Below are 23357 nucleotides of genomic sequence, written 5' to 3' on the forward strand. Positions count from 1 at the left end.
TTTTTGTAGTTAACGATACCGTATAACCTTCATTTGCGGCTTAAATTAGTTATTATTTTCTTTTGTTCACTAGCGTTAGCAATTCTGAGTAGATTCGGACGTAGTCGAATCCGGCATAATTTCGGTTATATTATTGTAATTTCATTGTTTTTAAGTGTTTGGGAGAATTCAGTCAACGTTTTATTTCAATAACTATTTTTAGGACTAACTGAGAGGATAATTTTACTCTCAGTTTTGTTTTTTGGTACTCAATTCAGAATTAGGTTCTACAAAATTTCTCAAAATCTGAAGTGATTTTTTATAAAATCATTCAGCTTTGCTTTTCTTTGAATATAAACTAAAAAATCCTGCTGCTAATATTGCTAAAAGCACCCTTTGAATCCAAATATTCATATTATTAAATAGAGAACTTTGACCATCAAAAAAAGTTCCGATTAAGTATCCAATATTTATTATTCCTGCTACTAAGAATAAATATTTTATCTTTTTTTCCATTATAATTTGGTTTTATTTTTTTTGGTTCTCATAAATTTTAAAAAATTAGTAGTTAAAACAGAACTTTTATTAAACTTTAAAAGCTAATTACTAGATAAGTATTTATAGTTTTTGTAAATATATAGTTTTATTTTACTATTAATTATTTTGTTTTAGGATTTTATTTTTAAAGTAGGGATTTAGTATTACTTCTTTCATTTAATTAAACTTGAAGAAAATTTTGATATTCCTAATTTATAAGAGTAGAAGTATTCGTATGAAGGTTTTTATGTATCTTGTTGTAAAAAAGTTATTTTGCGTTTATGATTTAACTAATGTACTTTGTTAATAAATTAAACGGACTTTAATAATGAATTTAACTCTACGTTAGTACGTTGAAATAAATCAATAAAAACAAAACAAAATCAGAAACAAAATGCGCAAATATTACCAAACTAGTTGATTTCTTCTGGTCTGTGATATAACTGTAAACCATTGAAATTATAATGTAAGGAAGTATTAAAGCTAAGGGTAAAAAATGAATGATTGAGAATAGAATACCAATAATTAAGTAACTAAAAGTTTTGGAGTATTTTTTGCGTACAGTATTTTGCATAAAACCTCTGTAAGTAACTTCCTCTACAATTCCTGCTGTAAGTGATAATCCAAGTAAAAGAGGAAAGGCTGTTACTATATTATAATTTGAAAAGGATTTTAAAAATTCTAATTGCGCTGAGTTCTTTATATTAAAATTTACATAACTAAAGTATATAGTTAGTAAAGTAAATATTACCAAACCTAGAATTGTAAGCATATTTTTTCTGTCTGTAATAGTAAACTTTAAGCTTATTTTAATGTCATTCTCTTCAGTAAATGGATTCCATTTTATTATAATCTTCCAAAATATGTAAAGCATAATTAAAATTGGTATTAATCCAATACCAAACTTTGGGATATATTTAAGGTTAAGTTGTATAATTGTTTGATTAATAGTAATAATTGGATATAGTAAAACAATATTTAATAATAATGCTTTTAATAATGCAGGAGTTTTTTGCCAAACTTTTTTCATAATAGTATAAATTTTTAGTTTGAAACAAAAGTATTGGTAGTTAAAAACATACGAGTACTTTTAATATTGTTAGGACGTATTTTTGTTTAAATTTCTAAAAGCACTTGGTGTTTTTCCTGTTTTTTCTTTAAATATTCTATTAAAAGCGGATTTACTATTAAAACCGTTATTGTAAGCAATAATCATAATTTGATCTTTAGATGATATGAGTTCTTTTTTTATAGCTTCAACTCTATATGTGTTGATTAAATCGTAAAAATTATCAAACTCACTATATTTGATTATTTCAGTTAATTCAATGGATTTGATTTTTAGATGATTTGAAAGTTTAACTAATGAAAGTTCTTCATCCTGATAATATTGATTTTTTTCTAAAGCCTTTTTTAATTCATTTAATTTATCTTTAAATTGTTTTATTGATTTCTTATTTTGTTTAGATATCCCTTTTTTAGGAATACTAACATAGCTTTGTGATAATACGTTCGAATTAAAAATAAATGATAATAAAATCTGAATAACAACCATAACACTTAATAAAAGTCTAATGTTAATTATTGGATATATGTAATTAAGAAAATAAAGTATAATTGGAACTAAGAAAAGTAAAACCCATAGGCCATGAAACTTCAAAATCCAATTTGCACTTATATTTTTTAGGTTAGAAAAATGATTATAAAGAATAATATTAATTTTTTTTATCTCTCTTATACTCATACCAAAATAAACAGTCGATACTGTAATTACTACAAGGATAAAAATTAAAACCTCACCAGAGAAAAGAGATTTGTTGTTGTTAATATTTTCATTGTTTTTTATGTATTGCTCTATAATTAACTCATTAGGAACAGCTGAATAACTAATTATTGACAAGAACAATCCTAATAGAAATGGAAGAAAATTAAGATATGTTTGAAGCTTAAACTTAATTGTATTTAACAAAGATTTTGAATAAAGCCATAAAAATATGCTGTCTAATAATAACAAGTTCTGATCTAACATTAACAATATGGGGTATTTTAAAGCTATTTCAGAGTCTTTTAACAGAAAAAAAACAAGTCTTACAGTCCAAATAATATTAATTAAAAGAGCTATTTTAATAGGAATAGGCTTAGAATTTTTCCTTTTTAATAATTGAAAAATTGCAAAAAGATTTACACCAATACCTATTCCTAAAATAATATTCATTGCTAGTATTTATTTAATACCTATTTTTGTAGGTTTTTGTGTTAAAATTACGCGAGTTCTTTTCCGAAGCTGCGATGGAATAATTAGTAAAGTTTAATTTCTGCCAAGGAAATCCCGTAAGAAATAATTACATACTATGTTGTATCTAGTTTCTTTCTATCTTCATCATACCTTCAGCCATATTAATGATAATCAATTCTTTAATTTTATTTTTCTTTTTATTAAAAACAGATAGTGTTTTTGACTTTGAATCAAATGTCCAATGGCCTTTTCTTATAAAATGTCCATCGTTTTTGCTCATTTCTAACCAATGAAATTCACCATTTTTCTTTATTTCATATCTATAGCGAAACCGTGTTGGTGGAATTTTGTCATAACTACATTGTCTAAATATTTTAAAACTAGATTCATCACTGTATTCTTCAAAAGAGTCTGTCCAGCAGCCGTATATGTCAGATTTGTCAAATTTTATTTTCTGACTAATTATAGAAAGAGTTACAAAGAATAAAAAAAATAAAATTTTATATTTCATGGTGTTAATTATTATTAATTACAACAGTTTATAATCCGTAAGAACTGGACTAAGGTAGCTAAAAGTTTTTTAGTTATATACTAGCTCTAGTCATTCGCGATTATTTTATTTAATATGATCATTATCCAATTCTAAAAATGAAAGAAGTTTTAAATTTCTAAATATTAATCAGATATGATTCTATTAGTAAGTTGTTTTTAGGTTCTGCTTTTTAGATATTTAGATGTTTTTTTCTCAAAATCAAAGTTAGAAAAAGATACTGTTGTTAAAGTATCAATGTATCGAAATAGTCAGGATTTAATTAAGATATTAGTTCAATTAAAAAAAAATCATATCAAGTTCAATATGATAACTTCAGGTTGTAAGAAAAATTAAAAAGACAACAATAATTCATTTTTTTTCGATAATAAAACTTCAAAATTTAAGAATGTTTTTACTATTTGTAGATGTAAAACAATATTGTTTTTAATTCACTGTTTATAAGATTTTTATATTCTTATTGTAGAGCTCTTTTATGATATTTTTCGCAAAGCTATTATTTTATTTTGTATCTTCGTATTTTAATATGAGTCAGTTGTTTTATAAAATAGTAACCTTTTCAATGGCATTAGTAGTTGTTTTTTCTACAATGTCGTATACTATCAATAGTCACTTTTGTGGTGATACATTGGTAAGTAAAAGCTATTTTAGTGAAGCAAAAACTTGCGGAATGGAAATGAAGCAAGATATCAATAACAAAAAGTGTTCTATTACTAAAAAGAACTGCTGTAAAGACGTTATAAAAGTTATAGAAGGTCAAGATAATTTGAAAAAAAACTCTTCAGATTCATTATCACTAGACCAACAACTTTTTTTAGCAACATTTTATTATTCATATATTAATTTATTTGAAGGGTTGCACGATAAAGTAATACCTTTTAAAAATTATTCTCCACCACTCGTCGTCAAAGATATTCACGTTCTCGACGAAGTATATTTAATTTGATTTTAAAATATTAGACCACGTTATCCACTGAAAATTCAGAGGTTATATTGCTGTACACGGTATTTATATACCAATGTCTAATTATTTAAAATTATTTTTTATGCTAAATAAAAGCATCAAATTTTTAATAGAAAACAAACTCGTATCAGTTCTCTTATTAGTCCTTTTTGTAGGATGGGGAATTGTAAATGCACCTTTTAATTGGAACACGGGCTTTTTACCAAGCGCCCCTGTAGCCGTAGATGCCATTCCAGATATCGGCGAAAACCAACAAATTGTATTTACAAAATGGGACGGACGTTCCCCACAAAATATAGAAGATCAAATAACTTATCCGTTAACCACTTCGTTGTTAGGTATACCAGGCGTAAAAACCATTCGTAGTTCCTCAATGTTTGGGTTTTCGAGTATCTATGTGATTTTTGAAGAAGACGTCGAATTTTACTGGAGTCGTTCACGCATACTCGAAAAACTCAACTCGTTACCAAGTGGCTTATTGCCAGAGGGGGTTAATCCAACTTTAGGACCCGATGCCACAGGTTTAGGACAAGTATATTGGTACACATTAGAAGGCAGAGATAAAGACGGTAACGTAACAGGTGGGTGGGATTTACACGAACTACGAAGCATACAAGATTACTATGTAAAATACGCTTTATCATCGGCGGGAGGTGTGTCTGAAGTAGCATCAATTGGTGGATATGTTCAAGAATATCAAATTGACGTAAACCCTGAATTAATGCGTCAATACAACATCAATCTGCAACAAATTGTAAAAGCTGTAAAGCAAAGTAACCAAGACATCGGAGCGCAAACCACAGAAATTAACCAAGTAGAATATTTGGTGCGTGGTTTGGGTTATATAACATCTATAAAAGATATTGAAAATGCGGTAGTTTCATCAGCAAATTACACACCAATAAAAATACAAGACATTGCCAAAGTATCGCTCGGCGCAAAAACTCGTAGAGGGATTTTAGACAAAGAGGGCGCAGAAGTTGTGGGCGGTGTTGTGGTGGCACGTTATGGTGCAAATCCGTTAGAGGTTATTAATAATGCCAAAGAAAAAATTAAAGAATTAAGCGCAGGTTTACCCTCAAAAGTATTGGCAGACGGTACAACATCTCAATTAACCATTGTACCGTTTTACGACCGTTCAGAATTGATACAAGAAACATTAGGAACACTTAACGAAGCGCTCACATTAGAAATACTCATTACCATTTTAGTAATTATTGTAATGGTGTATAATTTACGAGCATCCATATTAATTTCGAGCTTATTACCTGTGGCGGTTTTAATGGTATTTATTGCAATGAAAGCCTTTGGAATAGATGCCAATATCGTAGCTTTATCTGGAATTGCAATCGCCATCGGAACAATGGTAGATGTAGGTGTAATTCTATCAGAAAATATCTTAAATCATTTAGAAAAGAACGAAAATGATTTACCAATTAATGCCATAGTTTACAATGCAACTGCTGAAGTTTCGGGCGCAATTATTACCGCAGTAATGACCACTATTATTAGCTTTTTACCAGTATTTACAATGGTTGGCGCAGAAGGTAAATTATTTAGTCCGTTGGCGTTTACCAAAACCTTTGCACTTATTATGGCATTGGTGGTGGCATTGTTTTTAATTCCGCCATTTGCAACTATCATTTTTAAACGAAGAAGTATTACCAAAAAACTATCGTACATTATCAATGCTGTATTAATTGGTTTGGGTGTTGTTTCTATTGTCTTCGGAAATTGGTTAGGAATACTTTTAATTGCTTTCGGTAGTACAGACATTTTAAAACTACAACAAAAAGTTTCAGACAAACAAGTAAACCTAATTAATATAGCTATTGCATCATTAGCTATTGTCTTTTTATTGGCTGAATATTGGCGACCTTTGGGCGTAGGCAAAAGTTTATTGTTAAACTTGTTGTTTGTGGGGATTATTTGTTTCGGGTTGTTAGGCGCATTCTCGTTATTACGAAAATATTATGGTCAAATTTTACAATGGGCATTAGCAAACAAAATGCTCTTTTTGGCAATTCCAACAACGATTACCATTCTAGGATTTTTAATTTTCAAAAACACAGGCAAAGAGTTTATGCCGTCTTTGAATGAAGGTTCGTTTTTACTAATGCCAACCTCAATGCCGCATTCGGGGGTTGAAGAAAACAAACGTGTTTTACAGCAGTTAGATATGGGTGTTGCCAATATTCCTGAAATAAAAACGGTAGTTGGTAAAGCAGGACGAACAGAATCGGCTTTAGACCCTGCGCCACTTTCAATGTACGAAAATGTAATTATTTACAAGCCAGAATATGCTCTTAATGCCCACGGCGAACGCCAGCGTTATCAAGTAAATAACGACGGATTATTTGTGTTGAAAAACGGCAAAATAGTAGCAAATCCAAATACAACTGATGGGACTTCTAAAATTATTTTTTCTGATGTTTCTACCGATGAATTAATTGAAGATAACGATGGCGAGTTTTACCGAAATTGGCGACCTAACATAAAATCTACCGACGATATTTGGAACGAAATCGTTAAGGCAACTAAAATACCAGGCGTTACATCTGCACCAAAATTACAACCTATCGAAACTCGATTGGTAATGCTACAAACAGGAATGCGAGCGCCAATGGGTATCAAAGTAAAAGGACAAAATTTAAAAGAAATTGAAGCTTTTGGCATTCAATTAGAAACCATATTAAAAACAGTTACTGGTGTTAAAAAAGAAGCTGTTTTTGCTGATAGAATTGTTGGGAAACCATATTTATTAATTGACATCGACAGAGAAAGAATAGCACGTTACGGCGTTTCTATTCAAGAGGTACAAGATGTTTTAAAAGTTGCTGTTGGTGGTATTCCATTAACCCAAACCGTCGAAGGACGAGAGCGTTATGGCGTGCGTGTTCGTTATCCAAGAGAACTACGTACCACGCCAACCGATTTAGAACAAATTTATGTACCAATAAACAAAGGAAACTCTGTACCGTTAAGTGAGTTGGCAACCATTCGTTATGAACAAGGCGCACAAGTAATTAAAAGTGAAGACACCTTTTTAATTGGCTACGTGTTGTTTGATAAGCTCAATGATTTTGCCGAAGTAACCGTAGTTAAAAATGCGCAAAAAGCCATTCAGCAAAGAATAGAAAGTGGCGAATTGATTGTGCCAAAAGGAATTAATTTTGAATTTACAGGAACGTATGAAAATCAGATACGAGCCGAAAAAACCTTGTCAGTAGTTGTACCATTGGCATTGCTTATCATTTTCATTATTCTATATTTTCAATTCCGTTCAACAACTACTTCTTTAATGGTGTTTACCGCAATTATTGTAGCCTTTGCAGGCGGATTTATAATGATGTGGCTATACGGACAATCGTGGTTTTTAAACTTTAGCGTTTTTGGGCAAAACATTCGAGAATTATTCCAAATGCATCCAATTAATTTAAGTGTGGCGGTTTGGGTAGGTTTTATTGCCTTGTTTGGTATTGCTACTGATGACGGCGTGGTTATGGCAACCTATTTAAAACAAACCTTTGCCAAAAATCAACCAATTACAAAAGCCGATATACGAAAATCGGTTGTAGAAGCAGGCGAAAAACGTATTAGACCGTGTTTAATGACAACGGCAACAACCGTTTTAGCATTACTGCCTGTACTAACATCCACAGGACGAGGAAGTGATATTATGATACCAATGGCAATTCCTGCCTTTGGTGGTATGATTATCGACGTTACATCCTACTTTTTACTACCTGTGTTGTACAGTTTACGAGAAGAATTTTTATTAAAAAGAAAGACAATAAATGAAAACTAAAAACATATTATCTATACTATTCATTCTTGTTTTTAGCGGATTTTCTAATGCTCAAGAACTGCAACCACTTATTGATGAAGCCTTGGCAAACAATCCAAAAATTAAACAGTTTGAACTGCAATACAAGCGTGTTTCAGAAAAGGTAAATGAAGTAAATACCTTACCCAATACCAACATTGGCGTAGGTTATTTTGTAAGCGAACCCGAAACAAGAACAGGTGCACAACGTTTTAAAGTATCGGTAAATCAAATGTTGCCTTGGTTTGGTACAATTAGTTCGAGAGAAGATTATGTGAGCTCGTTAGCCGATGCCAAGTTTGAAGATATTATCATTGCCAAACGACAATTGATCACATCGGTATCAACTTCATATTACAACTTGTATGCAATTAAGGCTAAACAGCAGGTTTTAACCGAAAATATCAACTTGCTAAAAACCTATGAAACTATGGCGTTAACGTCGGTTGAAGTTGGTAAAGCATCTGCCGTAGATGTGTTGCGTTTGCAAATGCGACAAAACGATTTAAACCAATCTAAAGCCGTTTTACAGCAACAGTTTTTAGCCGAACAAACAGCCTTTAATAAGCTATTAAACAGAGATAAAAATACAATAGTAAATGTGGTTTCAGAATTAGAAATTCCGTTGGATGACAGCACGATAAATACAGATAGTTTACAATTTCATCCTGAAATACTAAAGTATGATAAGTTGTATCGATCAGTTGAAAAATCGGAGTTATTAAACCAAAAAGAACGTAGTCCAATGATTGGCTTTGGTTTGGACTATATTAATGTTGTAGAGCGACCAGATATGAATTTTAACGATAACGGAAAAGATATTATAATGCCAATGGTATCGTTTTCTATTCCAATTTTCAATAAAAAATATAAGTCGAAAACCAAGCAAAACGAAATTCAGCAAGAAGAATTTAACACGCAAAAACAAGAACGATTTAACAAGTTGGAAACCTTGTTAGATAAAGCAATTAACGAGCGCACATCAGCAAGAATACGCTACAATACCCAAAGTAAAAACTTGAAACAAGCTAAAAATGCCGAAACTATTCTTGTTAAAAGCTACGAAACAGGTATGATTGATTTTAACGATGTTCTCGATATTCAAGAATTGCAGTTAAAATTTCAGTTAAACCAAATTAAGGCGGTGCAAAATTATTATGTACAAAGTGCCATTATTAACTATTTAATTCAGTAAAAAATGAAACACATATATAAAATTGACGGAATGACCTGCGGTAGTTGTAAAGCTAACGTAGAAAAGAGTTTAGGTAGTTTAGATAACGTTACCGATGTAAAGGTAAATCTTGAAAATAAAGAAGCTGAAATTACGATGAGTAAACATATTGGTTTATTTAAATTACAAAATGCATTGCAAGAAAAATATACCATTTCTGAAAAACCAGTTGTTAAAAAGGTAGCTACAAATGCCTTTTCAGACTTTGAAATGGCGCAAGAAAAAAGTAAATTCAAGCAATTAAAACCCTTGTTTTTAATCTTATTATACATCACGGTTGCAAGTATATTGTTACACTACAAAGATTGGAGTTGGCGAGAGTTTATGCTCGATTTCATGGGTTTGTTTTTTATCGTATTCAGCTTTTTTAAAATGTTAGATTTAAAAGGTTTTCCAGATAGTTTTAGAATGTACGACCCGTTAGCAAAACGAGTGCCCGTATATGCTAAAATTTATCCATTTATAGAAACCATTTTAGGATTGCTATTTTTAATACGATTTGAAATTAACATAGCACTAATTATTACCATAATCGTATTGGGAATAACCACCGTAGGTGTGACCAAAGCATTACTTGATAAAAAGGCAATTCGTTGTGCGTGTTTAGGTACGGCTTTAAAACTACCAATGACCGAAGCAACCTTTATAGAAAACACGATTATGTTAGTTATGGCAATAGCAATGTTAATAAATTAATCATCATGGTAAACAGACATACAGCTTTAAAAATCAGAAAAACACATCGCTATTTAGGTCTCTTTTTAGGCATTCAATTCCTGTTTTGGACAATTAGTGGTTTGTACTTCAGTTGGACAGATATTGACCATATACACGGTGATCATTTCAAGAATTTGGATTATCAACCACAAACGTTCAATAAATTAATTAGTCCATCACAACTCAATATTGCTAGTGGTATCAATACTATTGAACTAAGAGACATTAATAACACACCTTACTATTGGATAAATAATGAGCAATTATATAACGCTTTAAACGGAATAAAAAAGAATTTTATATCAAAAGAAGAAGCACTTTACATCGCAAATAAATATATGAAAAGTGGTCTGGAAGTAGAATCAATTGAGAAAATTAATGAGGTGGGTAAACACCATGAATACAGAGAACGTTTATTGCCTGCTTATATAATTTCCTATAAATCTGATGAAGCATTGAAAGCCTATGTATCTGTAAACGATGGTAAATTTCAAACCGTAAGACATCTTAGCTGGCGTTGGTTCGATTTTTTATGGATGACGCACACAATGGATTATGAAGGAAGAGACAATTTTAATACCACTATTTTAAGAGTTTTTTCTCTATTAGGATTAATTACTGTATTAAGTGGATTTTTATTGTGGTTCACATCATCACCATCAATTAGAAAATTATTAAAAAGAAAATTATAACCAATAAAATTAAAAAATTATGGAAAAACACAAACACGATAAAAAAGGTATGAGCAACTACACAAAATTCTTTTTAATGTTGGCTTGCTCATTTATAGCAATGTACATTACAATGTATTTAAATACCTATAAATTTGACCACGTGTATTTTAGTTTAACACGCTTTTATATGACCTGTTTAGGAGTTTCTACAATGGCAGTCATAATGTGGGTTTTTATGCGAAAAATGTATAATAACAAAAAAAAGAATATAGTCATACTTGCAGGTAGTTTTATCCTCTTTGTAGGGGCTTTAGGATTAGTTAGGACGCAAGCACCAATAATTGGAGATGTGCTTTGGATGAAAGCAATGATACCACATCATTCTATCGCAATTTTAACTAGTGAAAGAGCAGATATTAAAGATCCAGAAGTAAAAAAACTGGCAGAAGATATTATTAAAGCACAAAAAAAAGAAATTGCCGAAATGAAAGCAATGATTAAACGATTAGAAAATGAAAAATAACAAAATAATAATTTATATCGGCATACTTGCTATTGGATTGTTATTAGGTTGGTTACTATTTGGTGGTTCATTAAAGGAAGAAGCAGACCATAATCATAATGAAGTTACACAAACTAATCAAATGTGGACTTGTTCTATGCACCCACAAATTATGCAACCCGAAGCGGGCGACTGCCCAATTTGTGGTATGGATTTAATTCCTGCCGAAGCTGGTGCAGATGGTTTATCACCTAATCAATTTAAACTTACAAAAAATGCAATGGCATTGTCAAATGTGCAAACCACCATTATTGGTAACGCTACTGCAAATGCAGATAATATAATAACTTTATCTGGAAAAATTGCCGAAAACGAAGAAGCCAACGCAGTACAAGTAAGTTATTTTGCAGGACGCATAGAGCGTTTGAATATCAATTTTACAGGCGAAAGCGTTAAAAAAGGACAACTTTTAGCCACTATTTATTCGCCCGAATTGGTTAAGGCACAACAAGAATTATTAACTGCATCTACCTTAAAAGAAACGCAACCTCCATTGTATAAAGCAGTACGTAATAAGTTAAAATTATGGAAGCTGTCAGATGATCAAATCAATCAAATTGAAAGTTCAAAAAAGGTAAAAGAAAACTTTCCTGTGTATGCTACTGTATCAGGAACAGTTTCAGAAAAATTAGTAGAACAAGGCGATTATATAAAACAAGGACAGCCCTTATTAAAAATCGCCAATTTGAATACGGTTTGGGCAAACTTTGACGTGTACGAAAATCAAATCCCTAATTTTAAAGTTGGGCAAGCTATTGCTATTACCACTAATGCGTATCCTAACGAGGTTTTTAATACGAAGATTTCGTTTATCAATCCTGTTTTAAATCCGCAAACACGTACCGTAACTGTTCGAGCAATTTTAAACAATCGCAAAGAACTGTTTAAACCAGAAATGTTTGTAACAGGTATAGTAGATGCAAAAGTAAAAGATGAAAAAGCGCAATTATTGATACCTGCATCGGCTGTTTTATGGACAGGAAAACGCTCAATAGTATATGTAAAACCAGATGTCGACAATCCTATTTTTGAAATGAAAGAAATAGTATTAGGTAGTAAGTTAGGCGACAATTACGAAGTGAAAAGGGGCTTACAATCAGGCGACGAAGTGGTAACCAATGGCGTATTTACAATTGATGCATCAGCACAGTTACAAGGCAAAAGGTCGATGATGAACCATAAAAAAACAATTAGCGAACAGTTTGAAGTGGGTAAACAATTCACATCGCAATTACAAACTGCCTATGATGCGTATATCAAACTAAAAGATAATCTCATAAAATCGGATGCTGAATTAGCAAAAAACAGCGCATCAACTTTATACAAGGCATTACAAAATATCAATATGAAATTGTTAGCTGATAATGAGGCTCACACACAATGGATGGTATTAAATAAAACTTTGAAATCGAATAGTAAGGCTATTGCTAATTCCGAAGATATTAAAGTACAGCGTAAACAATTTAAGATATTATCAGAGCATTTTATTTTGGCTGTGCAATCATTTGGTATAAATGAAATTAGTTATAAGCAATATTGCCCAATGGCAGACAACGATAAGGGTGGATATTGGTTAAGTAAAGAAAAACAAGTATTAAATCCGTATTTCGGCGATATGATGTTGAAATGTGGCGAAGTAAAACAAGTAATAAATAACAAGTAAATTTTTAAAAAATGAAGAGAGTAATTTTAAACGTAGCAATTATTGCTACAATGAGTTTTGTAAGTTGTAAAAGTGAAGCTAAGAAAGAAACACAAGAAACAACTAAAACAGAAGTAACTGAAAAAGTAGCGATTACTAATGCGTCATTTGGCGTAAGAGGAAACTGTAGCATGTGTAAAAATACAATTGAAACTGCAGCGAATGGTGTAGCAGGTGTTACCAATGCTAATTGGGATGTTAATAAAAAGAAAATTGATGTTTCTTTTGATGCTAGTAAAACAGATGAAATGACAATTCATAAAGCCATAGCAGCTTCGGGATATGATACTGAAAAAGTTAGCGGTAGTGAAGAAGCCTATAAAAATTTACCGGGTTGTTGTAAATATGATCATGAAATGGAGATGAATCAGTCAGGTGAATTAAAAGCTGAAGATCACTCAAGTCACAATCACTAAAAAAAGAGCCTTTTAAAAAGGCTCTTTTTTTTATCAGTAAGGTATTATTTTTTCTTTTAAAATTAGGGAAAAACAAAAGGACATTTGCAAACAAATAATGTTACATAAAAATCTAATAGTACAAGCATAATTTAGAAAGAATTTACAATTGTAAATAAATTTCAGAAAAAAGTACCATTTTATAAAATAGAGTTTATTGTATATTACAGAGAGTTGATAGCTTATTAAAAATTACAAACAATATTTAAAAAAAAATAGTTTTTAAGGTAGGAGTTTTTCCAATTTAACTGTTATATATATGAAAATATCAGAGTTTATTAATTAAAAATATTTTATCATGAAAAAAAAAATAAACACCAAGTTTGTAAATATGCTATTATTAGCGTCTTTTTTTCTTTTATTAACAAGCTGTAGTGAAGATGAGGTAAGCACTAATGCTAGAGTGAAATTAGTAGTTAATACAACAAGTAATACTTCAGGCACTCAGTTAAGATCATCTATTCAAAATCAATTAAATTTTTCATCAGGATACATTACTATTAGAGAAGTAGTTTTTGATGGCGAGAATCAATCAACAAATCAATCAATATCGAGGTCACATGAGCAAATCGCAAGCGTAAATTACCAAACGGGAGCTATCTCTCCCGAATTAATAGTTACGGTACCTGGAGGTTTATATTCAAATGTGAATTTAGGTATTGAATTACAAGATGATACAAGTAATCCATCTGTAGTTATTGAGGGATCTTATACTAATTCAAACAATGAAGAACTGCCAATTAGGTTTGAGTTTAATTCAGGCGAAGTTTTTGAAGCAAATGCACAAACAGTAATGATTAATAATAATGCAGATATTGTTGGAAAAATAACTTTTGATGCAATAAGCTGGTTCTCTACAGTTACAGCGGAGCAGTTAGATTCGGCAATTTTAACAAACGGTGTAATAGTTATAAGTTCTACAAGTAATACTGAAATCTTTTCAATAGTTGCAGATAAATTAGATGTTGATACAGAAGCTGTATTTGAGTAATATAATTTACAAATACTTTTAATAAACCTCCATATTTGGAGGTTTATTTTTTATATTTTGTGTGAAATTTATTTTTTAATATTAAAAACTACTTTAAATATAGTTTTTACTGAATTAACTAATTAAATCATATGCACCATTTACCAATTCCTACAGGAACTACTTGGCCGCCAACTTTTATTTGGTATGTGTCGTCAATTATGTTTCCGTTTAATTGAATATAAGACTTTCTTCCCATTTCAAAACCTTGTTCTACAGTAGCATTTATAAATGATGTTTGATTTTTTAATAAATATGCTAAAAAACACCCATTAGCACTACCGGTAGCAGCATCTTCAATAAGATTGTTGTTTTCTATTAAAAACATTCTAGTATTGTATTGGTTTTGGCTTTCATGTGTTTCTTCGCAAGTGAAAAATAGTGAAGTGGTCAAACCGTTTATACTATTTGTTTTGTATTTCTTATGCTGTTTTAAAAAGGCAATTACTTTTTGTGCATCTAATTGAAGGTTTTGCATATGTTGCTTTTTAGCAATTGGTATGATGATGTAAGGTAAGCCTGTGCTAATTTCTTCAATAGGTTTACGTAAATCTAATGTAGTCAAATTTATACCTAAGCCCCCAGCAATAGTTTGATGACTGTAATTAGTAATGAACTCTGGAGCGGCTTGTTTCATAATAAAATTACTGGCTTCAAGATTTTTTGGATTAGATATTTCAATTTCAATATCAGCATGTTTTAGCTGTAAGATAATTTTTTTTGGTGCTGATGATAGTAGGTGCTTAGCTATAATATAAGCTGTGCCTAAAGACGGATGTCCCGCAAACGGAACTTCATATTCGGGTGTGAAAATACGAACCTCAAAACAGTTGTTATCATTGTTTTTTTTGATAAAAGTAATTTCTGCAAATCCCAATTCCCTGGCAATTGTTAACATGGTGTTTGAGCATAAAGCATTTTCAAAATCGATAAAAACTGCTAGCTGATTTCCTCCGTATTTTTTTGAAGTAAATACATCAACTAAATAATAATTAATAGTGGTCATTACGGTACTTAAAATAGTTTTTTGTTAAATCTAGATCATATTTTTGGTATTAGATAATTCTAAATCTATTATTTTAAAAGTAGTAATTGCAGCTTTATTAGAAACAGAATAATCGCTATCGGTTTGACTTTTTAAGTAGTTAGTTAGGATATCCCAACCAGCTTCTTTTGGACTCATAGCTAAATATGTATATGGAATATTTTTAAGTGTTTGTTTTAAATTTGTTGCTAACTGTTTTGAACCCATAGAAGAACCTAATACTACATATAAAATACCTAAAATTTCCTTTTCAGATAGCTGAGATTCATTATTTAAAACCAAGTTTGAAGGATTTATATTTAAATGAATAAGATCATCATAAATTTTATGGTGTCTTATCACTAACTTAGGTTTAAGCTCAGGTATTTTCAATTTATTTATATTAGGAATCAGGTCTCTCCATGGTTTGTAAAAAGCCCATAGCATTTGTTTATATTCATTTAAAGTTATTTTTTTTTCTTGACAGGCATTTAGAATATGGTTGTTGTGAATTGCACTATGAACTTTTGAGGTGGAGTACCTTAATGAGTTTAATAAAGATTCCATAAATTTAGTTTGTTTTATTTATATAATAATTTACTTTTTCTAGTAAATAACTTGTTGTAAAGGGTTTAATTAGAGTTTCATTAATATCAAATTTATTAGTGTAATAAGAACCATTATTTTTTTTTGCAGATAATGAGCCAGATACAATTATTATAGGAGCATTTTTTACCCAGTTTAACCTTTTAACATCTCTTTTTTTTAAAAAATTTAAAAAAGTAATCCCACCAATTCCGTTGTAATTACCATCTTCATTTTTAATAAATATGTCACATATAATTAAGTCATATTCACAAAATAAGCATAAATTCATTGCTTCTTTAAAATCCGATGTAATGTCAACATAAAAGCCTTTTTCTTCAAGTGCTTTTCGCCACTGTAAGGTTAAGTCAATATCATCTTCATATATTAAAATAGAACTCTTTTTTTTCATGTTATATTTTGATTAATATTTTTTATTGCGTTAGCTAGTTTAGCTTTACTAACAGGTTTTGTTAAAATAGCTATACTATGATAACTTTTAAGGTTTTGGTCCTTGCTTCCATAACCAGTGGCAAAAACAAAAGGGATTTTTTTTTGATGGAGTAAATCAGCTACTTTTCCACTAAATTCCCCTCTAATATTAGCATCTAAAATGGCAATATCATACCATTTAGTATTTATACAGTTAATTGCAGTTTCAATTGCGGGAATAGTATCCACTTCTTTAGCTCCTAATTGCTTTAATAGCGCAGTGGTTTCTTTTGCTATAATGTAATCATCTTCTAATATTAATGCCTTAAAGTTTTGTAATCCAGTATTTAAAGAGTCATCATTGTTTGTATTATTTTTGTTTAATAAAATTTCTGAAGTTGCTATAGGAATTTTAAAGAAGGCTTCAATGCCTTTTGGTAAAAATTTAATGTCAGAGGTTCCCTTAAACTCATAGGGTAATGCTTCTGTAATTAAAGTATAGCCGAAACCAAATCGAGAAGGTTTTTTAACAATAGGGCCATCAGTTTCTTTCCAGTGAATAGATAAATTTTCATTTTTAAATTTCCATTCAATTTTTATAAAACCATTAGAGTTTGATAAAGCACCATATTTTGACGAATTTGAGGCAAGTTCATGAATAATTAATGAGAATAAGGATGCTAAATTAGCAGGTAATGCATATTCTTTTCCTTTTAATAATATTCTTGAACCAATATATTCACGATAGGAAACTAATGAACGATCAAAAAAAGTACGGATATTTATTGGTTTCCAATTTTGCTCGGTAAGAAGTTTTTGAGTTTCAGATAAAGCTAATATTCTTTGCTTTAATGTTATTATATATGATTCTATCGAATGAGCTTTGTATTGAGATTGTGATACAATAGAACTAACCAATGCTAGGGTGTTTCTTACTCTATGGTTAAGTTCTCTTATTACCAGTCCAAGCCGTTCTCGATGTTCATTCTGAATGTTTATGGATGACATGATTTTAGTTAAAGCTTCTCCAAGCGCAACACCAATACTAAAATCAAAATCATCAAAAGGATCAGACTGTTGATGTTTAGATGAGACATATTCACTAAATGAAGCTCGTGGGTTAAGTCGAAATCCATCTTCAGTTTTTTCAATTTTTTTAGTAGGGTTTCCTGCCCATTGTACTTGCTTTTCTATTTGTTTTCTAAAATAAAAAACGTATTGATATGATTTTACAGGTACAGGAATCGCAAAAACTCCTGCAATTTCATCAATTTGTAAATCTGGATAATTAGAAGCTATAGAATTAATAGCTATGGGAGTTGTAGTATCTTTATTTATTGTAAAATCGTTATTAATGTAGGTTGCTAACTTTATTGCACTATTTTTTCCCAAGCATGTACCATAAGTATCGTATGAGTTGTTACCAAGCAATGCTACACCATCACATTCTAATAAAGTAGCTAATTCTGGACCAACAGATTCCCAATAAGATTTAAACCCTAATACACTATCATCTGATATAAATAGACTTGAAACAATTCTTGATGATTCTTGGGTGATTGCTAATTGTTGTTTTTGTAAAATAGCACCTAACATCAATGAAATAGATCGTCCTAGAATTTCTAGAGTTGTCAAGATTTCAGAATCAAGCATTTTTTCTTTAAGATGATGAAAGGCAAATAGCCCCCACATTTTCCCATTAATAACAATTGGTATACTTAGAGAACCTTTAATATTCATGTTACTTAAATACATAGCATGAACAGGAACAACACCTCTAAATATGGCTAAAGAAAGATCTAAAGGTTTTTGATTATCATCTAAAGTGTGAATTTTTATTTGATCTGCTGCTACGGCAGGTATAATTCTAATTGGGGTTTGAGTATATAATTTTCTCGCCGCTTGTGGAATATCAAATGCAGGAAAACGCAAACCTAAATAAGATTCTATCAAAGGGCTTTTAGATTCTGCAATAACTTCACCAGCACCGTCAGATAAAAACTTATAGGCCTTAACCCTGTCAAAACCAGATATAGCTCTAAGTTCTTCAACAACATGTTCTAGTAATGATTGTATTTTTTGATGAGACGATATTCTATACAACACATGTTGTACATAGTCTAAAGATTTTATTCCAGTTTCTTGGTTAGAATTGGTTTTTTGTAGTTCTAAAATTAACCGATTATTTTTGATATGTACAAAAGCATCACACTTTAAATTGTTAGCTTCAATTCTTCCTACATATTCTCTTTGAATTTTTATGGTGCTGTGTGCTAGAGTATTATTACATTGATGAATAAATTCTTCAGAAAAAAAAGAATTTAATTTTTTACCTAAAATAGCTTCAACAGGAGAATTACACCATTCAGAACAGTTGTCAGATACATGTGTAATTACAAAATTATTTGGTGTAATACCAAACAAATAGCCAAAAGGCTGTATATATCCAACATCATTAATTACTTGTTTTTCACAATTATCAATTGCTTGTTTTTCTAAATTTAATTTGGAAGTTTCATTATTCATAATCATTAGTTAGACAAACCACTATTAAAGAATTTAATAAAGTAGTTTAATTGATAAGTAAGTTAACTAATTTATAGAATATATAAGTAAAAAACAATATTTATTTAATTGTAAATCAGCGTTTTGATTGTTTTGTGTGATTGTTTTTTTAATAATAATTAAACAAAAAAATTTTATTTAGGTTTAATTAATTATTAATATTTTTTTTGTTGTAAGATCTTTAATTTTATACTATTACAGGCTTCTACATTGTGTTTTTTAATAGTTATAGAGTTTTTGTGTTAAAATGTAGGTTATTTGTTATTAAATACATTACGTAGAAGCATATAATAATTTTAAAAGTTGGGAAAAGATTTCTCAAAAAGTAATTTCAGAAAAGGGTTAGTTGTAAAACAAAATAAATAGTTTGTGTAATTTTTTATAATTTTTGTTTATAAGTTATCTACAGGGTTAAATAAAGTGATTTCAAGTGTTTTTTGACCTTTAAGTATACCTTTTCCACCAGCCATAAGGCTTTTTATTTTACTATTTTTTAAATGTAAATCTACTATAATTAAACTATTAGATGGTTTTTTCATATACTTTCCTTGTTGAATTTTAAATTTATTTTTCTTTTTGTTTAGTATATCATATAGGTAACAAGCTAATGGCCCTGCAGCCATTCCAGTTGCAGATTCTTCTAAAATACCATAACGAGGAGCAAACATTCTTGTGGTAGCGTCTAGACTTTCATTTTCTATTTGGTTAGTAAATATATAGAAGCCAATTAAATCTAAATCTTCACTAATTTTATTTATGAGTTTATGGTTTGGTTGTATTGAGGCTAGTATTTTACTTGATTTTACAGGAATTATGATAAATGAATTCCCGGTGTTAACCAATCGAATAGGAGCGTTTTTTATTAGTTGCTTATTAGTAATTCCCAACGATTTTAAAATTTGTTTTTCATGATTTTTTACTGTTGTGTATTTAGGTGCAGACTGTTCCATAAACGCTAATTCTCCAGAAAGTTTGATTAGTCGGTTACCATCAATAGTTTCTTTAGAGGATTCATTTTTAGTAAGCTTACCTATTTGTTTTAAATATGAGAATGTTGCCACGGTAGCATGTCCGCAATGAGCAATTTGTTTTTTCGGAGTAAAAAAGTCTAACTTAAAATCGGCAGTTTTAGATTTCGATACAAATGCAGTTTCTGAAAGTCCTACTTTTTTTGCAATTTCAAGTTTGTTTACGTTTGAAAGATGGTCTGCATCAAGTACAACTCCTGCAGGATTACCACCTAAATCATTTGCTGCAAAAGCATTAATGATTTTCACTTTTATTGATTTTGTTTTATCCATTGTAAATAATTTAGATTGTTTAGCAGATGGACGAAAAAGTTTAAAAAAAGACGAAGTTTAATTGATTTTTTTATGAAAATCGATTACAGTTCCAGTAGTATCTGATTCTACATTTGGACAATCGAGAATGTTTTTCTTGAGAATATTTCTTGCCTTTTGTACTCTTGATTTTGCACTAGAATAAGGAAGTTGTATTCGTTCAGCGTATTGTTTCTGTGATAGCATTTTTAAATACGTTAATACAATAGCTTCTTGATACTCTTTGGTAAGCCCTTTAATTTTATCATTTATACAATTGGTGAGTTTAGCATATTCAAAATCATCAACATCATTTTCTGCTAAATTGTTGTTTTTAGATAGCCTTAAAACCTTTTTTTGGCTCCTGTAATGATCTACAATGGTATTTCTTGTAATTTGATAGACCCAAGAAGTTAATTTTGACGTTTGTTTGAGTTGATCAAGGTTTAATTGTATTTTTAAAAAAACATCTTGTAAAATATCATGCGCCAAATTTTCATCTTTAACCTTAGCAAAAATAAAGTAATACAATTCTTCATTTAAATCAATCCATATGGTTTCAACTTTATTCTGCATTTAGTTAAATTTAAATATATTTAGTTATCACATTTTTTAATAATTGAGTTGCTCAAAACCATTTTTTTTATCTGTTTTAAAATAAATTTTGTTTTAAACTATCCAATAAATTTAAAGAAATAAATAGTATAAATTCAATTATTGTTATGAACTCCTTTGTACACACTTGGATTATGTTTTTCCATATAAAACTCTGGGTTTGCTACTTCAGTAAAGCCAAACTTTTTATAAAGCCATTCAGCAGTATTGGTTAATAAAATCCAACGTCTTAAACCTTGAAGGTTAGGGTGTTCCATTATTTCTTCAATTAACCATTTGCTTAATCCTTTTCCTCGGTATTCATCCAAAACATATACATCGCCTAAATATGCGATGGTCGCGTAATCCGATATTACTCTGGCAAAGCCAATTTGTTTATTTTGATGATAAAGACCAAAGTTTAACGAGTTCTCTATAGATGTTTTTAAAGTTTCAATGGGTATTCCGTAAGCCCAGTCGGTTTCATTAGCTAAAAACTGATGAATACGTTTAATATCTAACTTATTTTTATCTGTAGAAATGGTAAAATCATTTCTGTGGTTCTCTATATTTTTCACTACAATTTTTATTAACTAACGGTTTAGTGTAATCTATGTTTTTTGATGTTAAACATCATAAAGTTTACTGAGTGTATAACTTACTATTAAATCATTGATTTATTACAGTAGGTTGCTTTTTCAAAATCTCTAATATTTATAGAAATAATAGGAACTTGAGGAAACATCAATTTTAATTCAGTAATAATTCTTTCTGATAAGTTCTTTTTTTGAGTTGCGGTTCTACCTTCCATGATATTTCCAAATATGTGAATAAAATCGTTTTTAGTATTACCAATGGTATAATATTCAAAAGGATTTATTCTCACTTTAATATCTCCTTTTTCAAAAAGCTCGGTAGCTTCAACTGTATCATGTACTTTTTGAATAATTTCTTCTGGTGATTTTAACTGAATAATATTTTTTGAACAGTCAATAACAAAATGTGGCATGTTTTTTTAGTTGTATTGTTTAGTAAATTTAATAAATATTACGGTAGTAGGAGAGGGAACCAGTTACTTATTAAGTAAGGATTATAATTTTTTAATCCCAAATCAAAGGTCTATCTACATTCATAGTTCTTAAATAGGCTAAAAACTGTCCTGTATGCACAGATTCATGATACCCAATACGATATAAATATTTTGCAAGGTTTTTCTTATCTCCATTTCCTGGGTGTATAATTTCGGTTTTTTTTAAGTCTGAATCAGAAAACTTAAGAACAGTTTTTAGAAATGCTTCTCTGAAAGGTTTAGCAAACTCAAGTTCTTCTTTTAAATTTATAAAAGGTTTATTTTTCCAAGGAGAGTTTAAGTTTGATACATCTTTTTTATTGATAATAAAATTCCAACCATAATCTGCCTCTAAAACATGTCTTATCATTTCAGAAGCACTCATTGCTTTATTATCGGGCTTCCAATGGTAGTATTCTTTAGGTAAACCCTCCCAAAGTTTAATACTTCTTCTCCTAATCTCTTTAAAATTTACGACAATAAGTTCTGATTGTGTCATTTAATTAGGGTTTACTATTGAGAGTTTACTTATTACTCCGATTCTATTGTTTCATAATACGGTGCAATTGCGGTTATCCATCCTTCAATACCTGTAAAGTTAGAAGAAATTAAGTTTCCAGAGTTTTGTTCAAATCGGCTAATACCATTAACTAAAGTTACTCCCACTAGCTCATTATTAAAAGTAGTTAAACAATAGGTATCTACACTTCCAGCCAGTGGAATAACACTTTCATTTTTATTAGATAAATTTAGTTTTACTACAGGGTTTGTTACTGTATATCGTAAATAGTATAAATAATTACCATGAATAGCTATATCAGGGATGCTAAGTGAGGCATTTTGTGTTACTATTTCTTCAACAAAAGTTCCGTTTTTTTCAATCTTGTTAATAATATTAGTTTCATAGACCGAATAATATATATAATCATTATCAACCGCGATACCTTCTGTTCGAATGTTTGGGATTTCAGAAATTATTGCACCTGTTTGCGGATCGATTTGGTATATTGATTCTTCTTCACCAATACCACCAACCCATAAAAACTCACCATCGTATGCCATTGCATGTGGAGATTCAAGGTTTTCCGGGAGCTCAAGTTCCCTTTCTAATAAACCATTAGTTTCGTTGTATAGGTATATTCCTGGTTCTTGATACCTTCTATGTTTTAATAACCATAATTTTTTATCAATAGTATCATTTACTACTTGACTATTACTTGGAAATTGAAGATACGGATCATTACATGAGGATATTAAAAATATAAGAATGATTGACTTTACTAGTACTTTTATTGCTTTCATA

Annotated in this window: 23 protein-coding genes; 9 read left to right on the plus strand and 14 right to left on the minus strand. The window is 30.0% G+C overall.

Annotation, left to right across the window (positions count from 1 at the left end; all coding sequences use genetic code 11):
• Positions 1-306: 306 nt before the first annotated feature.
• The 4 genes from ACFQ1U_RS04165 to ACFQ1U_RS04180 all read right to left on the minus strand — a co-directional run bounded on the left by ACFQ1U_RS04165 (position 307) and on the right by ACFQ1U_RS04180 (position 3263).
• Entirely contained in the window at positions 307-495 is a 189-nt protein-coding gene (locus ACFQ1U_RS04165) for a hypothetical protein (RefSeq protein WP_386105625.1), read from the minus strand.
• A gap of 361 nt (positions 496-856) precedes the next feature.
• Complete coding sequence (locus tag ACFQ1U_RS04170; protein WP_386105627.1) at positions 857-1546, minus strand: CPBP family intramembrane glutamic endopeptidase; 690 nt, start codon at positions 1544-1546, stop codon at positions 857-859.
• A 69-nt stretch (positions 1547-1615) separates the two neighbouring features.
• Positions 1616-2731 (minus strand): helix-turn-helix domain-containing protein, encoded by a 1116-nt coding sequence (locus ACFQ1U_RS04175; RefSeq protein WP_386105629.1) that lies wholly within the window; start codon positions 2729-2731, stop codon positions 1616-1618.
• Between the two features lie 145 nt (positions 2732-2876).
• Complete coding sequence (locus ACFQ1U_RS04180) at positions 2877-3263, minus strand: hypothetical protein (RefSeq protein WP_386105631.1); 387 nt, start codon at positions 3261-3263, stop codon at positions 2877-2879.
• A gap of 565 nt (positions 3264-3828) precedes the next feature.
• Here ACFQ1U_RS04180 and ACFQ1U_RS04185 point away from each other — a divergent pair.
• From ACFQ1U_RS04185 to ACFQ1U_RS04225, 9 genes are all read left to right on the plus strand, one after another.
• Positions 3829-4248: an HYC_CC_PP family protein gene (locus ACFQ1U_RS04185; RefSeq protein ID WP_449343021.1), complete on the plus strand. Its 420-nt coding sequence runs from the start codon at positions 3829-3831 to the stop codon at positions 4246-4248.
• Positions 4249-4348: 100 nt separating this feature from the next.
• A complete protein-coding gene (locus ACFQ1U_RS04190) occupies positions 4349-8074 on the plus strand; it encodes an efflux RND transporter permease subunit (RefSeq protein WP_386105634.1) in 3726 nt (1241 codons plus the stop codon).
• Positions 8064-9287 (plus strand): TolC family protein, encoded by a 1224-nt coding sequence (locus ACFQ1U_RS04195; protein WP_386105636.1) that lies wholly within the window; start codon positions 8064-8066, stop codon positions 9285-9287. The genes ACFQ1U_RS04190 and ACFQ1U_RS04195 overlap by 11 nt, the downstream gene beginning before the upstream one ends.
• A 3-nt stretch (positions 9288-9290) precedes the next feature.
• Complete coding sequence (locus ACFQ1U_RS04200) at positions 9291-10022, plus strand: heavy-metal-associated domain-containing protein (protein ID WP_386105639.1); 732 nt, start codon at positions 9291-9293, stop codon at positions 10020-10022.
• Positions 10023-10027: 5 nt separating this feature from the next.
• The gene (locus ACFQ1U_RS04205; protein WP_386105642.1) at positions 10028-10735 is read left to right on the plus strand and encodes a PepSY domain-containing protein; all 708 of its coding nucleotides are present in this window, start codon (positions 10028-10030) and stop codon (positions 10733-10735) included.
• Positions 10736-10754: 19 nt separating this feature from the next.
• Entirely contained in the window at positions 10755-11240 is a 486-nt protein-coding gene (locus tag ACFQ1U_RS04210; RefSeq protein ID WP_386105645.1) for a DUF305 domain-containing protein, read from the plus strand.
• Positions 11230-12942, plus strand: coding sequence for an efflux RND transporter periplasmic adaptor subunit (locus tag ACFQ1U_RS04215; RefSeq protein WP_386105648.1), 1713 nt, complete (start codon positions 11230-11232; stop codon positions 12940-12942). The genes ACFQ1U_RS04210 and ACFQ1U_RS04215 overlap by 11 nt, the downstream gene beginning before the upstream one ends.
• Before the next feature lie 11 nt (positions 12943-12953).
• Positions 12954-13397, plus strand: a complete 444-nt coding sequence (locus tag ACFQ1U_RS04220) for a heavy-metal-associated domain-containing protein (RefSeq protein ID WP_386105651.1) — start codon at positions 12954-12956, stop codon at positions 13395-13397.
• 337 nt (positions 13398-13734) lie between these two features.
• Positions 13735-14427 carry a hypothetical protein gene (locus ACFQ1U_RS04225; RefSeq protein ID WP_386105654.1) on the plus strand — a complete coding sequence of 231 codons (693 nt, stop codon included), beginning with the start codon at positions 13735-13737 and terminating at the stop codon, positions 14425-14427.
• A 127-nt stretch (positions 14428-14554) separates the two neighbouring features.
• Here ACFQ1U_RS04225 and ACFQ1U_RS04230 read toward each other — a convergent pair whose 3' ends face one another.
• The 10 genes from ACFQ1U_RS04230 to ACFQ1U_RS04275 all read right to left on the minus strand — a co-directional run bounded on the left by ACFQ1U_RS04230 (position 14555) and on the right by ACFQ1U_RS04275 (position 23356).
• Positions 14555-15472, minus strand: coding sequence for a PhzF family phenazine biosynthesis protein (locus ACFQ1U_RS04230; RefSeq protein WP_386105657.1), 918 nt, complete (start codon positions 15470-15472; stop codon positions 14555-14557).
• A 30-nt stretch (positions 15473-15502) separates the two neighbouring features.
• Positions 15503-16057 (minus strand): hypothetical protein, encoded by a 555-nt coding sequence (locus ACFQ1U_RS04235; RefSeq protein ID WP_386105660.1) that lies wholly within the window; start codon positions 16055-16057, stop codon positions 15503-15505.
• 4 nt (positions 16058-16061) lie between these two features.
• Positions 16062-16487 carry a response regulator gene (locus ACFQ1U_RS04240; RefSeq protein ID WP_386105663.1) on the minus strand — a complete coding sequence of 142 codons (426 nt, stop codon included), beginning with the start codon at positions 16485-16487 and terminating at the stop codon, positions 16062-16064.
• Positions 16484-19033: an HWE histidine kinase domain-containing protein gene (locus ACFQ1U_RS04245; protein WP_386105666.1), complete on the minus strand. Its 2550-nt coding sequence runs from the start codon at positions 19031-19033 to the stop codon at positions 16484-16486. Before ACFQ1U_RS04245 ends, ACFQ1U_RS04240 begins: the two co-directional genes overlap by 4 nt.
• 431 nt (positions 19034-19464) lie before the next feature.
• Complete coding sequence (locus tag ACFQ1U_RS04250) at positions 19465-20373, minus strand: PhzF family phenazine biosynthesis protein (protein ID WP_386105669.1); 909 nt, start codon at positions 20371-20373, stop codon at positions 19465-19467.
• A gap of 57 nt (positions 20374-20430) precedes the next feature.
• Positions 20431-20967, minus strand: a complete 537-nt coding sequence (locus ACFQ1U_RS04255) for a sigma-70 family RNA polymerase sigma factor (RefSeq protein WP_386105672.1) — start codon at positions 20965-20967, stop codon at positions 20431-20433.
• Positions 20968-21101: 134 nt separating this feature from the next.
• Positions 21102-21563, minus strand: a complete 462-nt coding sequence (locus tag ACFQ1U_RS04260; RefSeq protein ID WP_386105675.1) for a GNAT family N-acetyltransferase — start codon at positions 21561-21563, stop codon at positions 21102-21104.
• An 86-nt stretch (positions 21564-21649) separates the two neighbouring features.
• Positions 21650-21994: a 5-carboxymethyl-2-hydroxymuconate Delta-isomerase gene (locus tag ACFQ1U_RS04265; protein WP_386105678.1), complete on the minus strand. Its 345-nt coding sequence runs from the start codon at positions 21992-21994 to the stop codon at positions 21650-21652.
• Positions 21995-22085: 91 nt separating this feature from the next.
• Positions 22086-22553, minus strand: coding sequence for a DinB family protein (locus ACFQ1U_RS04270; protein WP_386105680.1), 468 nt, complete (start codon positions 22551-22553; stop codon positions 22086-22088).
• Positions 22554-22585: 32 nt separating this feature from the next.
• Positions 22586-23356 carry a DUF5050 domain-containing protein gene (locus tag ACFQ1U_RS04275; RefSeq protein WP_386105683.1) on the minus strand — a complete coding sequence of 257 codons (771 nt, stop codon included), beginning with the start codon at positions 23354-23356 and terminating at the stop codon, positions 22586-22588.
• Position 23357 lies beyond the last annotated feature (1 nt).

The organism is Tenacibaculum geojense, from assembly GCF_042676005.1.
In the GTDB taxonomy this organism is placed as follows: domain Bacteria; phylum Bacteroidota; class Bacteroidia; order Flavobacteriales; family Flavobacteriaceae; genus Polaribacter; species Polaribacter geojense.

Excerpts from the sequence above, each read along its gene's own strand:
- ACFQ1U_RS04250 (WP_386105669.1), bottom strand. The coding sequence starts at position 20,373 with ATGGATAAAACAAAATCAATAAAAGTGAAAATCATTAATGCTTTTGCA.
- ACFQ1U_RS04170 (WP_386105627.1), bottom strand. The coding sequence starts at position 1,546 with ATGAAAAAAGTTTGGCAAAAAACTCCTGCATTATTAAAAGCATTATTA.
- ACFQ1U_RS04190 (WP_386105634.1), top strand. The coding sequence starts at position 4,349 with ATGCTAAATAAAAGCATCAAATTTTTAATAGAAAACAAACTCGTATCA.
- ACFQ1U_RS04230 (WP_386105657.1), bottom strand. The coding sequence starts at position 15,472 with ATGACCACTATTAATTATTATTTAGTTGATGTATTTACTTCAAAAAAA.
- ACFQ1U_RS04240 (WP_386105663.1), bottom strand. The coding sequence starts at position 16,487 with ATGAAAAAAAAGAGTTCTATTTTAATATATGAAGATGATATTGACTTA.
- ACFQ1U_RS04165 (WP_386105625.1), bottom strand. The coding sequence starts at position 495 with ATGGAAAAAAAGATAAAATATTTATTCTTAGTAGCAGGAATAATAAAT.
- ACFQ1U_RS04225 (WP_386105654.1), top strand. The coding sequence starts at position 13,735 with ATGAAAAAAAAAATAAACACCAAGTTTGTAAATATGCTATTATTAGCG.
- ACFQ1U_RS04205 (WP_386105642.1), top strand. The coding sequence starts at position 10,028 with ATGGTAAACAGACATACAGCTTTAAAAATCAGAAAAACACATCGCTAT.
- ACFQ1U_RS04275 (WP_386105683.1), bottom strand. The coding sequence starts at position 23,356 with ATGAAAGCAATAAAAGTACTAGTAAAGTCAATCATTCTTATATTTTTA.
- ACFQ1U_RS04245 (WP_386105666.1), bottom strand. The coding sequence starts at position 19,033 with ATGAATAATGAAACTTCCAAATTAAATTTAGAAAAACAAGCAATTGAT.
- ACFQ1U_RS04175 (WP_386105629.1), bottom strand. The coding sequence starts at position 2,731 with ATGAATATTATTTTAGGAATAGGTATTGGTGTAAATCTTTTTGCAATT.
- ACFQ1U_RS04195 (WP_386105636.1), top strand. The coding sequence starts at position 8,064 with ATGAAAACTAAAAACATATTATCTATACTATTCATTCTTGTTTTTAGC.
- ACFQ1U_RS04185 (WP_449343021.1), top strand. The coding sequence starts at position 3,829 with ATGAGTCAGTTGTTTTATAAAATAGTAACCTTTTCAATGGCATTAGTA.
- ACFQ1U_RS04215 (WP_386105648.1), top strand. The coding sequence starts at position 11,230 with ATGAAAAATAACAAAATAATAATTTATATCGGCATACTTGCTATTGGA.
- ACFQ1U_RS04235 (WP_386105660.1), bottom strand. The coding sequence starts at position 16,057 with ATGGAATCTTTATTAAACTCATTAAGGTACTCCACCTCAAAAGTTCAT.
- ACFQ1U_RS04270 (WP_386105680.1), bottom strand. The coding sequence starts at position 22,553 with ATGACACAATCAGAACTTATTGTCGTAAATTTTAAAGAGATTAGGAGA.
- ACFQ1U_RS04210 (WP_386105645.1), top strand. The coding sequence starts at position 10,755 with ATGGAAAAACACAAACACGATAAAAAAGGTATGAGCAACTACACAAAA.
- ACFQ1U_RS04180 (WP_386105631.1), bottom strand. The coding sequence starts at position 3,263 with ATGAAATATAAAATTTTATTTTTTTTATTCTTTGTAACTCTTTCTATA.
- ACFQ1U_RS04200 (WP_386105639.1), top strand. The coding sequence starts at position 9,291 with ATGAAACACATATATAAAATTGACGGAATGACCTGCGGTAGTTGTAAA.
- ACFQ1U_RS04255 (WP_386105672.1), bottom strand. The coding sequence starts at position 20,967 with ATGCAGAATAAAGTTGAAACCATATGGATTGATTTAAATGAAGAATTG.
- ACFQ1U_RS04220 (WP_386105651.1), top strand. The coding sequence starts at position 12,954 with ATGAAGAGAGTAATTTTAAACGTAGCAATTATTGCTACAATGAGTTTT.
- ACFQ1U_RS04265 (WP_386105678.1), bottom strand. The coding sequence starts at position 21,994 with ATGCCACATTTTGTTATTGACTGTTCAAAAAATATTATTCAGTTAAAA.